Annotated in this window: 13 protein-coding genes; 1 reads left to right on the top strand and 12 read right to left on the bottom strand. The window is 64.4% G+C overall.

Annotation, left to right across the window (positions count from 1 at the left end; all coding sequences use genetic code 11):
• Positions 1-14: 14 nt before the first annotated feature.
• From LWC34_RS41015 to LWC34_RS41035, 5 genes are all read right to left on the bottom strand, one after another.
• Positions 15-743 (bottom strand): ESX secretion-associated protein EspG, encoded by a 729-nt coding sequence (locus LWC34_RS41015; protein WP_233730580.1) that lies wholly within the window; start codon positions 741-743, stop codon positions 15-17.
• On the bottom strand, positions 740-2,002 hold the full coding sequence (locus LWC34_RS41020; protein ID WP_233730581.1) for a WXG100-like domain-containing protein: 1,263 nt from the start codon (positions 2,000-2,002) through the stop codon (positions 740-742). Before LWC34_RS41020 ends, LWC34_RS41015 begins: the two co-directional genes overlap by 4 nt.
• A 10-nt stretch (positions 2,003-2,012) precedes the next feature.
• Positions 2,013-2,573, bottom strand: coding sequence for a DUF3558 domain-containing protein (locus tag LWC34_RS41025; protein ID WP_308200208.1), 561 nt, complete (start codon positions 2,571-2,573; stop codon positions 2,013-2,015).
• Positions 2,570-3,031, bottom strand: coding sequence for a hypothetical protein (locus LWC34_RS41030; protein WP_233730582.1), 462 nt, complete (start codon positions 3,029-3,031; stop codon positions 2,570-2,572). The genes LWC34_RS41025 and LWC34_RS41030 overlap by 4 nt, the downstream gene beginning before the upstream one ends.
• Before the next feature lie 147 nt (positions 3,032-3,178).
• Positions 3,179-3,340, bottom strand: coding sequence for a hypothetical protein (locus LWC34_RS41035; RefSeq protein ID WP_233730583.1), 162 nt, complete (start codon positions 3,338-3,340; stop codon positions 3,179-3,181).
• Positions 3,341-3,868: 528 nt separating this feature from the next.
• On the opposite strand from LWC34_RS41035, the gene LWC34_RS41040 reads away from it, so the two are divergent.
• Complete coding sequence (locus LWC34_RS41040; protein WP_233730584.1) at positions 3,869-4,648, top strand: SGNH/GDSL hydrolase family protein; 780 nt, start codon at positions 3,869-3,871, stop codon at positions 4,646-4,648.
• A gap of 97 nt (positions 4,649-4,745) precedes the next feature.
• On the opposite strand, the gene LWC34_RS41045 is transcribed toward LWC34_RS41040, so the two are convergent.
• From LWC34_RS41045 to LWC34_RS41075, 7 genes are all read right to left on the bottom strand, one after another.
• On the bottom strand, positions 4,746-7,340 hold the full coding sequence (locus LWC34_RS41045; protein WP_233730585.1) for an AfsR/SARP family transcriptional regulator: 2,595 nt from the start codon (positions 7,338-7,340) through the stop codon (positions 4,746-4,748).
• A 262-nt stretch (positions 7,341-7,602) separates the two neighbouring features.
• On the bottom strand, positions 7,603-8,514 hold the full coding sequence (gene thpD / locus LWC34_RS41050; protein ID WP_233730586.1) for an ectoine hydroxylase: 912 nt from the start codon (positions 8,512-8,514) through the stop codon (positions 7,603-7,605).
• Positions 8,511-8,906 (bottom strand): ectoine synthase, encoded by a 396-nt coding sequence (locus LWC34_RS41055; protein ID WP_233730587.1) that lies wholly within the window; start codon positions 8,904-8,906, stop codon positions 8,511-8,513. Before LWC34_RS41055 ends, thpD begins: the two co-directional genes overlap by 4 nt.
• The gene (gene ectB, locus LWC34_RS41060) at positions 8,903-10,153 is read right to left on the bottom strand and encodes a diaminobutyrate--2-oxoglutarate transaminase (protein ID WP_233730588.1); all 1,251 of its coding nucleotides are present in this window, start codon (positions 10,151-10,153) and stop codon (positions 8,903-8,905) included. The genes LWC34_RS41055 and ectB overlap by 4 nt, the downstream gene beginning before the upstream one ends.
• Before the next feature lie 13 nt (positions 10,154-10,166).
• Positions 10,167-10,673, bottom strand: coding sequence for a diaminobutyrate acetyltransferase (ectA, locus tag LWC34_RS41065; protein WP_233730597.1), 507 nt, complete (start codon positions 10,671-10,673; stop codon positions 10,167-10,169).
• Between the two features lie 161 nt (positions 10,674-10,834).
• Positions 10,835-11,884, bottom strand: coding sequence for an L-glyceraldehyde 3-phosphate reductase (mgrA, locus tag LWC34_RS41070; protein ID WP_235730315.1), 1,050 nt, complete (start codon positions 11,882-11,884; stop codon positions 10,835-10,837).
• 43 nt (positions 11,885-11,927) lie between these two features.
• A complete protein-coding gene (locus LWC34_RS41075) occupies positions 11,928-12,656 on the bottom strand; it encodes a hypothetical protein (RefSeq protein WP_233730601.1) in 729 nt (242 codons plus the stop codon).
• Positions 12,657-12,668 lie beyond the last annotated feature (12 nt).

Raw genomic sequence — 12,668 nt, forward strand, 5'->3', positions numbered from 1 at the left:
TGCCTTAGGCATGCCTAATTTTGTAGCGCCCGAAGGAGCTCTTCGGAGAGTCGATGGGAGATTCGTGCCCCATCGGCCGGAGTGAGTGTGAGCCACGCCTCACGAATGACGTTCATGTACCGGCCAGCATCGGTGTCGAACCACCCGATCCCCGGAAGCCGATTGGCCCGCCCCTGCCGGTCGCGGACGGTGATCCCGAACTGCCCGGCCCGTAAGACAGGGCGTTGCATAACGGCCTGTAGCCGTTGCATGTTCATCCGGTGCTCAGGGTCAGGCCGGCGATGACTGCCGCCCTTGACGGCGTCAAGCGGAAGAGTCATCGGCTGCCCAGGCCCGGCCTTGACCGGCGGCAAAATGTCCACAATGGACGAAGCAAGCGCGGTCTCGCGGATGGGCGTGAAGCTGATCTTGAGATCCCGTTGGACAACCAACATGGCCTGACGGCCGGTGGCGACGACCATGGCCTTGACGGACCGTTCATCCCGCATGTCCAGCATGGCGACGTTGTCGATGCAGATCGTCGGACGCGCGAGGAGAGTGAGGGCGTCCTCAAGCTCAGGCTCGGCCCGTCGTTGCCGCATCAGGCCGCGACTCTCCAGGTCGGAGTAGACCGCGGCCTTGATCCGCAGGCGTTCCTCGATGGTCTCGCCATGCGAGCGAACCTCGAGCGGGAAAGGGATGGAGCCGAGCCTCAGGTCCTCCCACAACGCATCGAGTGCAGGCAGCGAAAGCTCACGAATCATCCGCCGATCACCGGCGGCGCGGTCAACTGGTCAGTGCCAAAAGTCGCATCCGGATCCGGCTCAACGAGGTAAGAAGGCCGCTGGTGCTCCTCGTCCTCGCCACCCTGACCATGCCCACCACCGCCGCCCATGCCACCCATGCCAGCGCCGCCCCTTGCTCCGGCAGGGCCACCACCTCGGCCGCCCATTCCCCCGGCTCCGCCTGGGGGCGGAGTGTTTCCGGTTCCGGCCTGTGGCCCGGAGCCGCTCATCGGGCCGTTGCCGCCGAACCCACCACCGGGTCGTCCGGCGCCACCGGTGCCGTAGCCACCCGCGCCTCCGGGTCCTCCGAAGGGGCCTCCTCCGTAGCCTCCTTGGCCACCTGAGTACGGGTTGTTGGGGTTTCCGCCGCCGAAGTTGTTGTTGTAGTTGTTGTTGTTCGGCGGAGGGGGTGGTTCGTAACCGGCGGTGCCCGTGCCTATGCCTGCCCCGGGCCGGTTCGGGTTGTTGGGGTTGTTCGGGTCATTGGGGTTGAAGCCGCCGTTCCCGCCATTGCCGCCGTTGCCGCCTTGGAATGGACCGCCGGTACCTCCGCCACCGCCGCCGCCACCCCTGAACTGGCCGCCATTGCCGCCTGGGCGTGGACCACCCGTGCCTGGCGGGATTCCCGGGCCCACGGGTGGGGACGGAGGCTGGGGTGGTGGCTCCTTGATACCGCTGTCACCGATCTTGGGCGGCGGCTCGAAGGGCGGCACCGATGAAGCCGCTGCCTGGAGGGCCGTGTCCCGCTGAGCCACGACCTGGATCGCCTGCTCATGCGCCTGCTGCTGCTTCTGGTGCTGCGCGTACATGTTGACGGGCAGCGTCGCCAAGCCAATGATCCCGCCCTTGGTAGCGGCGTCTTTGATCATCTGCTGCGGATTGAAGTCCACCGGCTCCGGCATGGAGTTCTTCGCGGTACTGATGGCTTCGCCCTGTTGAGTGAATGCAGTACTAGCCTTGGTGACGCCTTCACCGGTCGCCTTGCTCCAGTCGGCCACCTTCTGCAAGTGCGACCGCATGGCGTTGGCAGCCTGGCCCTTCCAGCCTTCCTGCGAGCCGACGATCGCGACCAACAGATCTCGCGCGGCTGCCTGCAGTCCGTTTCCGACGTCCTTCCATGTAGTCGCGAGAGCTTCCGCATCCGCAGGTCGACCGGTGTCGGTCCACTGCTTCAACGCGACGTGACTCTGCCCAGCAAGGTTCAAGTTCGACTGCGGAACTTGGTGCCGTTCAACCATGTCACCCTCCCTACGGCAATTTGGCGTCGACGATCTTCGCGACTTCGACCGCTCGCGGACACGCGGCCTCGGGCTGTCCCCCACCGGCCGGAGTCACCACGATGAGCGCGCTTGAGGTAGTGGTGGCCTCGACAACGACGCCGCAGCCGCCAGCATTAGCAGGGTTGATGACTTGGATCGCCTTATGTTTAGGCAGAGCGACATTCTGTCCGACTACCCCGTCCAACCCCTTTTGGCCATCGGCCGCGATCGAGATTCCGAACTGACCTGATGCCAGCCACAGGCACGCTGGCAAGTTGAGGAACATCCTGGCCCTTCCTGGGCTGGGCACTCCGAGCGTCGCGGCGTCGGTGTCGGAAAGCAGGGAACAAGGATCGAATGGGGCATTGCCCTGCGTGGGCCGCGGCGTGGTTGTTGTCGTCCCCGGCCTCGCACTGGTGGCTCCGGAGGTCCCTCCCGCCGATGGGGACGGAGTTCCCGGTTCCTGCTGGGTGCACCCCGTTGCGAGGCTCACAGCCACCAGGACCGCGGCAAGAAGCCGAGGAAGACCCCCGTTCGTCACTGCCTTCACTTTCCCTCTCCGGCTCGATTGACTCGCTGGCGGTTGTCGCCGTCCGAGCTTGCGTAGTTGGCGATGCTCTTGGTGACGGCAGCCTTGAGTTGTTCGATCTCTTGAGCGAAGTTATCCAGCAGCTTGCCCGGTCCTTCGTTTGTCACCTGAGTGTTGAAGGTCGCCACCTGAGTCGCGTAGCCCCCGCCCAGCTCTGGACGCAGGCCAAAGGTGCTAGAGAACGATCGAATCTCGATGACCTGGTCTTGGATCCTGCTCAGTTGCTTGACGACCTCTTGCGCGACGTCGGGACGGACCGCGAACGCACCGGCCTCGGCGGCCATCGCCATGTCGGCGATGGTCTCGAAGATGCCGAACAAGCCGCCCTTGTTGTCCTGAGTACCTATCTTGTAGGCATCGTCATAGGCCTTCTTGTAGTCAGGATTGTTCGGATCCGGCTGTGGCGTCCCGTCTGCCATCGTTTCCCCCGTTTAGGCGATCCCTCTCCAACTCCGCATCGTAACTGTGATGTCGGAACGTTGTGATCGGTTCCGACATACACCTGCAGTCGTAATGGGACAGTGACACTCACGATATGCGATCCAGCTGTCACGAATCGCGATCAGTCAGGCGGGCAGCCGCCGGTCCACGGCCTTGGCCACCTCCAGAACGGTCGCGCACAACTCAGCCTGCGGAATTGACCCAGCGCCAATGACACCCACGTGATAGCTCGAAGACACCCCAACGGCGTAGCCGCACGTGTCCGGGTACTTCGGGTCATCAGGCATCTTGATGCCCTTGTGCCCGGGCGAACTGCACCTCCTCGCCATCAGAAGGCCTGAGCCCCCGAGTCTGGTACTGGATCAGCACGCCGACCTTGTTGTTCCCGAAGATGCAACCGGACCGTTTGGGATCGGGGTCGGTTTGCCTGGGTACGACAGGCCCAAAGCCTTGGCATCCGCCTCACCCACCATGCCGCAGTTGTCGGCCATGAGGCCGTGGAACCCGACGAACCCGAAGAAGCCGAGGGACGAGGAGGAGAAGTGGTCTTCGCCACCTCCGCACCCGGTGCCGCCACAGGGATACCTTGCTCACGTTGAGCGCAGCCGCCAACCACGGGCAAAGCCGCCAATACCAGGGCAAATCGGGTCACAAACCGGGATCTAGCCGCGGAATGGACACCCTGACGGGCGATTTGGTCAATCACACACCGTTACAAGGATATTGCCAATCGCAACCGACGGTGGCGTAGGTAGTCCTCCATTAGGCATCCTGACCATTAGTTGGGGGCGGCAACGACCTTCGGGAGGGACGTCGTGGGGTGGGGTAGCTGGGTCGCAATCGGGGACAGCTTCACCGAGGGGCTGGACGACGCCGACGGGTTCGGCGGGTTTCGGGGCTGGGCTGACCGCCTTGCCGAGCTGATGGCCGAGCGGGACTCGAACTTCCGGTACGCCAATCTCGCCATCCGCGGCAAGATGCTGTCCGAGATCATCGCTGAGCAGGTGCCGCTCGCCATCGAGGCGCGGCCCGATCTTGTCACGCTGTGCGCTGGCGGCAATGACCTGATTGTGCCGGGCAGTGATGTCGACGAGCTGGCCGGCCAGCTTGAGCAGGCCATTGTGGACATTCAGACGGCCGGCAGTGAGGTGCTGATCTTCGCTGGTCCTGACCCCAAGGCGATGCCGATGGTGCGCAGGGTGCGGGCGAAGGTCGCCATCTACAACGAGCATCTGCACGCTATCGCCGACCGGCATGGTGCGCGGATCGTGGATCTGTGGGCGATGCACGTACTTGGTGACGCGCGCGCGTGGAGCGACGACCGGCTGCATTTCTCGCCTGAGGGGCATCGGCGGATCGCGTTGCGGGCCGCCGAGGTGCTCGGTGTGCCGACCGAGCAGGACTGGCGTGAGCCGTGGCCGCCGCAGGAGCGGATCACGTCTTGGTTCAAGTTGCGTAAGGCCGATCTGGACTGGACCCGCGTACACCTGATGCCGTGGGTGAAACGGCACATCAAGGGCGAGTCCATGGGGGACGGTGTCGCCCCGAAACGCCCGGAACTGCGCCCGTTGAGCGACATTCCCGTCAACGATTGACACGCCCGGCCGGCACTCCCCCTCGGCGTGCCGGCCGCCCCCGGTATGGCGCCGCGGGTAGCCTGCCAGCTTCCCGATCAACGTCACTAACCGCGCGCTAAACGCCGTCGATCAAATCCCGCATTTGTTCCGCACGCTCCACGCTGACCTGCGCGTACAGTTCGGCAGCTTGCTGCCATTGTTGCTGTGCGGCGGAATTCGCGCCCCGCATGGACAGTACCCGGCCGAGCGCTTCGCGGCCGGACGCCTCGGCGAACACCGTGTTCGAGACGTCGACTGCCGTGCGGGCGTGTCGTTCCGCTGTCCCGTAGTTGCCCATTTCCGCCTGCAGCAAGGCGAGTCGGGCATGCGCGGGCCCGGACAGCGCTGGTTCGCCCAATTCGCCGTAGTATTCAAGGGCCTTCTCGTAACCAGCAACTCCATTTTGGACAGTTGCTAATGCTTCATATCCCACGGCGGCAAGGCGTGTGTCGCTGAGCGAGTTGGCGATCTCGATGACACGCGCGGCATCGGAAACAGTTTCCTTGGAATATTCCAAAGAACAGCGGGCGGCACGCAGCCACGCCTCACCTTCGAGATCACCTGCGGAAACCGCTATCGACAAGCCTTTGTGGACAAGCGAAGCTCGCGACGGGCTGACAACCCAGAAGTCGTGAGCCATCCGGGCGAGTCGCCATGCGTCACTTGGCGCGGCAACGTCAAGCAACGCCAACAGAGTCGGCCACTCTCGCTCGAACCACGCCACCGCCTGCGCCGCATCGCCGAACCCGGAATTGTCCGATTTGCCCAGTGGGTACGCCGCCGGGCCGAAGAACCGGCGAGTGGCATCAGCACTACTAAGGTAGTACAACACAAGCCTGTCATATGCTGCCGACCGTTCCTCACCGACAGGCGCGAGCTCCTTAGCGTGCAAGCGAATGAGGTCGTGCATGACGAAGACGTCCCTGTTGGTCTCGGTGACCAGGAACGCATCGGCCAAAACACGCAGATTCCGTCGTGCCTCGGCGACATCCACGGATTGCATTGCGGCCATCGCAGCAGGGCTGATCGACGGACCGGGGAACAAGCCGAGCAACCGGAAGGAATCCGGCTCGGCCAGCCGCCGGTACGTGAGGTCGAAACCCGCCCGCACACTGGTATCGGAATGCTCCGCGGTCAACGCGGCCAGTCTCGTGCGTTGATCACCGATTTCACTGATCAGCTCGTCGGCAACCCATTCCTGGCGTGCGGCGAGCCGTGCGCCGACGATCCGCAACGCCTGCGGCCAGCCGCCGCACAGCGTCGCCAGCTGCTCGAGCCTGGCGTGATCGATCCGGCCCGCACCAACGATCGTGTCGATCACCCGGATGGAATCGGGCACGGGAAGCGCTTCCAAATCCAGCAACCACGCGCCGCTGCGAGCCACCATCCCCTCAAGCCGGACGCGACTGGTGATCAACACCAGCGCACGCGATCCGCCCGGCAGCAACAGCCTGACCTGCGCGGAATCCCGTGCGTCATCAAGCATTACGAGCACGCGCCGGTGTGCGAGCAGCGAACGGTAAAGCGCCGCGCGGTCATCGGTGTCCACGGGCACCTCGTTGGCCGGAACACCAAGCGTCAGCAGGAACTGGGTCAGCACGTCACCCGGTTCGAGCGGCGCGTATTCGGGATGAAACCCGCGCAGGCTTACGAAAAGCTGGCCGTCCGGGAACTCGTGGTCGACCATCCGGCCCCATAACGCGGCCAGCGCGGTCTTCCCGATCCCGGCAGGCCCGGAGATCACCCCGATCGGCGTCGCCGCACCGTGATCCTCGGCGAGCAACTGGTCGAGCCAGACCAGTTCCTCGTCCCGGCCGTGGAATCCGACCGGTGCGGGCGGCAGCTGCGCTGGAACGATCACACCGACCTTCGGCGGGACGAGTGGAGCGGGCACGGGCAGCAGCAAAGTCGAGTCGTCGTTGAGCACGCGCTCGTGCAGTTCTCGCAGCGCCGGGCCTGGATCGATCCCGAGGTCCTCGGCCGCCCGGCGAGCGAACCGTTGGTAGGACTCAAGAGCGTCCGCCCGGCGGCCGGTCCGGTACAGCGCCAGCATCAGATGCGCGATCATCTGCTCCCGGAACGGATACGCCTCGGCGAACGTCGCCAGCTCACCGATCAGCTCGGCATGCCTGCCGAGTTCGAGGTCGGCCTCGATCCGCGCCTCAAGAACCGCGAACCGCAGGTCTTCCAGCTCCGGCGCGTTGATCCGCGGCGACACGTCGGCGAGAACCGGCCCACGCCACAGGCTCAGCGCCTCGCGCAGCATCTCCGCCCGCCGCACCGGATGGTCGTGCCGTGCCCGGTTGAGCAGCCACGTCGCCCGGCTGACGTCGATCAGGTCCTCGTCGACAATCAGTTGGTAGCCGGGCAACTGGGTGTCGATCCAGACCGATCCAGTCGGATCGACCAGCCGCAACTGCCTGCGCAACCGCGAAACGTAGTTCTGCACGATGGTCCGCGCGGTCAGCGGCGGGTCATCGCCCCACAGCCCGTCGAGGATGTCCTCTACCGGAACGACCTCGTTGGGACGTAACAAAAGCATGGCAAGCAGGCCACGCACACCCGGCCCGCCGAGCGCAACCGGTTCACCGTTGACCACCGCCTGCACCGGTCCGAGCACGCCGAATCGGACGACGGCATGGTCGTCCTCGCCAGTCTCCCCCGTACTCACTTCCGTCCTCCCCCGTCCCTCACTGCCGGTGACCACGTTAAGGCGCGCGAGGGGGGAGAAGTAAAGGTGTAGGCGCGAAGTAGGCGAAGAAAGTCGGCCCCTTGCCGCCCGGTCCCGATCCGGTTGGCAAGGGGCCACACTCACACGGCCTGATCACGAGTTTCGCCGGCCCCACCCCGAGTGGAAGACCGACTGGCCCGTGACCGCAATCCGGCTGAGCGAGATCAATGCGAGATAACGGTAACAGAGCGCATGTGATCCATCACACCCGGGGCGTGCGTGCCAATGGGGTGAAATCGCGGCTGGCGATGAAGGTCGGACGCGGTTGCGGTGCCGCGTACGGCTCCTGCAAAGTGTTCTCGACGCTGTTGAACACCACGAATATGTTGGAACGCGGGAACGGCGTGATGTTGTTGCCGGAGCCGTGCATGATGTTCGCGTCGAACCACAGCGCGCAACCGGCCTCGCCGGTGAACTGGTCGATGCCGTGCTTGGCCGCGAGCGCCGTGATGTTCTCCCTGCTGGGGACGCCGATTTCCTGTTCCTTCAACGATTGCCGGTAGTGATTGGCCGGTGTTTGGCCAGTACACGGCACGAACGTCCGGTGCGATCCTGGCATGACCATCAGGCCACCGTTGAACGGATAGTTGTCGGTCAGCGCGAGCGACATGCTCACCGCGCGCGGCGCGGGCATGCCGTCCTCGGCGTGCCACGTCTCGAAGTCGGAGTGCCAGTAGAACCCCTTGCCCTTGAAGCCCGGCATGAAGTTCACCCGGCTCTGGTGCACGTAGACCTCCGAGCCGAGCAGCTGGCAGGCCCGGTCGAGGATCCGCGGATCGGTGATCAGCTCGGCGATCAGCTGGCTGATCCGGTGCACCTCGAAGATCGAGCGGATCTCCTGCGACTCCTTCTCGATCACCACCCGCTCGTCCGCGCGCAGGCCGGGGTCGCCGGTCAGCCTGACCAGTTCCTGCCAATAGGTCTCGACTTCCCGCTTCGACAGCACGCCATCGGCGATCGAGTACCCCTTGGCGTCGTGCGAAGCCAGCGTGGCCGTGTCGACCGGTCCCGGCTGGTCCGTCCACACTGTCGGGTCGGTCCGGTCGATCAGGCCAGGCTCGCCGATGACGCGGGTCGGGTAGCGGTCAACGGCTCGCGTGCTGGTGACGGTCATGTCGCTCCTTCCGCGATCAGGGGGTAAACACCGTTCTCGTCATGGACTTCCCGTCCGGTGACGGGTGGGTTGAAGACGCATACCGTGCGCATCAACGTTTTCGGCCGCAGCTGGTGGTGCTCGTGTCCGTTGAGGACGTAAATCGAGCCCGGCGCGAGTTGATAGATCTGGCCGGTTTCCTTGTCCTCCAGTTCGCCTTCACCTTCCACGACGAAGACCGCCTCGATGTGGTTGGCGTACCAGAAGTCGTTGACGGTGCCCGCGTACAGCGTTGTCTCGTGCACCGAGAACCCGACCCGCTCACCGGCGAGCACCAGTCTTTTGCTGCGCCAGTTCGGAGTCTGCACGTCCCGGTCGGTTTCGGTGATCTCCTGCGTCGTACGGACTATCAAGCCAGAACTCCCTTCACCGACTTCGCCACAATGGACAGTCCGGCCTCGAGTTCGTCGTCGCTGATCGTCAACGGCGGCATCAGCTTCACGACTTCACCGTCCGGTCCGGACGTCTCCATCAACAGTCCAGCCTCGAAAGCGTTCTTGCAGACCTGGTCGGCGAGCGCGGCGTCCTGGAACTGCAAACCCCTTGCCAGGCCGCGACCCTTGGCCCGCATCGGCACGTCCGGATGGGATTCGACCAGCGCCGTCAGCTCCCGGTCGACCTGTTCGCCCTTGGCCAGTGTGCTCTTCTCGAGTTTGTCGTCCTGCCAGTAGACCTTCAAGGCTTCCGTCGCCGCGACGAAGGCAGGGTTGATGCCGCGGAAGGTTCCGTTGTGCTCGCCGGGTTCCCAAACGTCCAATTCGGGCTTGAGCAGCGTCAGCGCGAGCGGAAGTCCGTACCCGCCAATGGATTTGGACAGGCAGACGATGTCCGGCTCGATTCCGGCGATCTCGAAGCTGAAGAACGGCCCAGTCCGGCCACAGCCCATCTGGACATCGTCCACAATCAACAGGATCCCGTTGCGCTTGCAGAGATCCGAAAGTCCGCGCAGCCATTCGGCGCGAGCGGCGTTGATGCCGCCTTCGCCTTGCACAGTCTCGACGATCACAGCCGCCGGTTCGTTCAGACCGCTGCCGCTGTCGGCCAGAAGCCGTTCGAAGAACAGGAAATCCGGGGTCTGGCCGTCAAAGTAGTTGTCGTACGGCATAGGTGTCGCGTGCACGAGCGGAATACCCGCGCCACTGCGCTTCATCGAGTTCCCGGTCACCGACAAGGCACCGAGAGTCATACCGTGGAAGGCGTTGGTGAAGTTGATGATCGACTCGCGGCCGGTCACCTTGCGGGCCAGCTTCAGCGCGGCCTCGACGGCGTTCGCACCGGCCGGGCCGGGGAACATCACCTTGTAGTCAAGTCCACGAGGCCTCAGCACAATGTCCTCAAAGGACTCAAGCAGGTCACGCTTTGCCGCGGTGTTCATGTCGAGCGAGTGCGTGATGCCGTCGCCGAGCATGTAGTCGATCACGGCCCGCTTGAGCAGCGGGTTGTTGTGGCCGTAGTTGAGCGAACCGGCGCCAGCGAAGAAGTCCAGGTACTCCTTGCCGGTCTCGTCGTAGAGCAGTGCGCCGGTGGCTTTGTCGAAAGTGGTCGGCCAGCCACGGCAGTAGCTGCGGACCTCGGATTCGAGCGTCTCGAAAATGTTCACGGTTCTCCGGGGGTTAGGCAGGTGCGTTGACCGATACGAACGGGCCGATCCGGAACAGGAACTCGGCCGCGTGCTCGTCAGGGAACTGATCTGCGCTGAACAGCTGATTGCCGGTGAGACCGGCACCCCAGCGGGCAGCGAGCGCACGGAACATCGCGATGGATGAGTCGTTGTCCGAAGTGACAGTCGCTTCAAGGTGTCTGGCGCCGGTGCGGCGCACCAGGCTGTCCAGCAGGGCGGTCGCGAAGCCTCTGCCGCGATGCTGATCGGACACGGTGATCTGCCAGATCACCAGTGTGTCCGGCTGGTTCGGGCGCAGGTATCCCGAAACGAAGCCGATCACCTCGCCGTCAAGGCGAACAACCGCGGAGGTACCGGCGAAATCTCTGCACCACAGCAAGTAGGAGTACGACGAGTTCAGGTCGAGCGAGCGCGAATCCCGCGCCAGCCGCCACATTCCCGCACCGTCCGACGTGGACGGAACATCCACCACAGCCTGGCCGAAGGTTTTTCCGGACATGCCGAGGGAACGTAACAGAGGAGGTTGCGCCAATCAGCCCATCGAGTCTCGGCCGGACAGCTGAGCTGGGAGAACGCGAAAAGGTCTGTGTTGATCAGTACAGAGTGTTGAAGCGCGCGTGTGCGGTTGCTTAGCTCCCGCGCACGCGCGTTCCCGTAACGTCAGCCGGCTACACGTGACGCCCGCCACAAGTCCAATCCGGACTCGACGGCGAACTTGTCGATCTCGGCCAGCTCCGCCTCGGTCAGCGGCGGGCCGTCCAGCGCGGCCAGGTTCTGCTCGAGCTGCTGCACCGAGCTCACGCCGATCAGCGCGGAAGTGACCCGCGAATCCCGCAAAGCCCAGGTCAGCGCCAGTTGCGACAAGCTCTGCCCGCGCTGCTGCGCGATCGAGTTGAGGCCACGTATCCGATTGAGATTCTCGTCGGACAGGTAGTCCTTGCTCAACGTGCCCTGCTGTGACGCGCGCGACCCCTCGGGCACGCCGCCCAAGTACTTGTCGGTCAGCATGCCCTGCGCCAGCGGGGAGAACGCGATGCAGCCAGCGCCAGCTTCCTCAAGGGTGTCCAGCAGCTCCGGCTCGATCCAGCGGTTGAGCATCGAGTACGACGGCTGGTGGATCAGCAGCGGCACACCGGCCTGCTTGAGCAGCTCAGCGGCCTCTTTGGTCTTGGCAGGCGAGTACGAGGAGATGCCCACGTACAGCGCCTTGCCCTGGTGCACGGCACTGACCAGCGCACCCATCGTCTCCTCAAGCGGCGTTTCCGGGTCGAACCGGTGCGAGTAGAAGATGTCGACGTAGTCGAGGCCCATCCGACCAAGCGATTGGTCGAGGGAGGCCAGCAGGTATTTTCGCGATCCGAAGTCGCCGTACGGGCCAGGCCACATGTCGTAGCCGGCCTTGGTGGAGATCACCAACTCGTCGCGGTACGGCCGAAGGTCGTCACGCAGGATCCGGCCGAAGTTCTCCTCGGCGGAGCCATAAGGCGGACCGTAGTTGTTGGCCAGGTCGAAATGCGTGACACCGAGGTCGAAAGCGCGCCTGGCGATCTGCCTGCCTTGCTCGTAGGGCCGGGCACCGCCGAAGTTCTGCCACAGGCCCAGCGAGATCAGCGGCAGTTTGAGCCCGCTGCGCCCACTGCGCCGGAATTCCGCTTTGTCGTATCGCCGTTCATCGGCTTGGTACACCACAAGGGTGAATATAAGTGACATTAGGCGAGGTGGCCCGGCGCCCAAGGGCGAGGCCACCCCAACCTCATCCGCCGATCAAACCACGCTGCGCAGCGGGCCGATGCCGCCCTCGGACGACAACATCGGACACCTCTTCGGCACCGACCACGTAAGGCTGCGTGTTGGCGGAGTCCCACTTCGGCACGATCGGCCGGGAGTACATGTCGATCGTGTCCGAACAACCGGGCAGCCACAGCCACCCGTACCCCTTGAATTCCTTCTCCCGCACGGCAAGGCGGCGGAACTGGTCGGTGCGCAGTGACGTGTGCCCCGCCTCGACGACCGAACGATAGACCAAATCGGACAGCATGACCGCGAGATTGGCCTCCGGCCATTGTTCGAGCACTCCGCGCAGGGGCTTCGAGTCGAGCAGCCTGCTCACCACGACCGCGTCCCGGCACGGATAACCGTTGGGGCCGTTGACAACCACGCCGTGATGCACCGCCATCCGCATCCGCAGCCGGGCCCACGGCAGAACGTCCTCGTTGTGCTGTCGCAATTCCGCTTCAAGACGCCGGGTGAAACCGTCGACCACAAGAGGTTCGGGCTCATCGTGGGGAAGGACGGCCAGTTCGGCGTCGCCGTGTTGCTGACGGGACCAGCGCGCGCGGTTCAATCCCATTGACGACGCGGCACGATCGAGCGATCGCAGCAGGGTCTCCTGCCATTTCTGCTGACGCTGCTCGGGAGCGGCGCCGTACCCGCGAATATCAACTCCGACATAGAGCGACCGCCGGAAGCCCGTATCTGCCATACAATTAGACCC

This window comes from Kibdelosporangium philippinense (genome assembly GCF_021390435.2).
GTDB classification, from domain to species: Bacteria; Actinomycetota; Actinomycetes; order Mycobacteriales; family Pseudonocardiaceae; genus Kibdelosporangium; species Kibdelosporangium philippinense.

Excerpts from the sequence above, each read along its gene's own strand:
- LWC34_RS41015 (WP_233730580.1), bottom strand. The coding sequence starts at position 743 with ATGATTCGTGAGCTTTCGCTGCCTGCACTCGATGCGTTGTGGGAGGAC.
- LWC34_RS41020 (WP_233730581.1), bottom strand. The coding sequence starts at position 2,002 with ATGGTTGAACGGCACCAAGTTCCGCAGTCGAACTTGAACCTTGCTGGG.
- LWC34_RS41030 (WP_233730582.1), bottom strand. The coding sequence starts at position 3,031 with ATGGCAGACGGGACGCCACAGCCGGATCCGAACAATCCTGACTACAAG.
- LWC34_RS41035 (WP_233730583.1), bottom strand. The coding sequence starts at position 3,340 with ATGCCTGATGACCCGAAGTACCCGGACACGTGCGGCTACGCCGTTGGG.
- thpD (WP_233730586.1), bottom strand. The coding sequence starts at position 8,514 with ATGACCGTCACCAGCACGCGAGCCGTTGACCGCTACCCGACCCGCGTC.
- ectA (WP_233730597.1), bottom strand. The coding sequence starts at position 10,673 with ATGTCCGGAAAAACCTTCGGCCAGGCTGTGGTGGATGTTCCGTCCACG.
- mgrA (WP_235730315.1), bottom strand. The coding sequence starts at position 11,884 with ATGTCACTTATATTCACCCTTGTGGTGTACCAAGCCGATGAACGGCGA.
- LWC34_RS41075 (WP_233730601.1), bottom strand. The coding sequence starts at position 12,656 with ATGGCAGATACGGGCTTCCGGCGGTCGCTCTATGTCGGAGTTGATATT.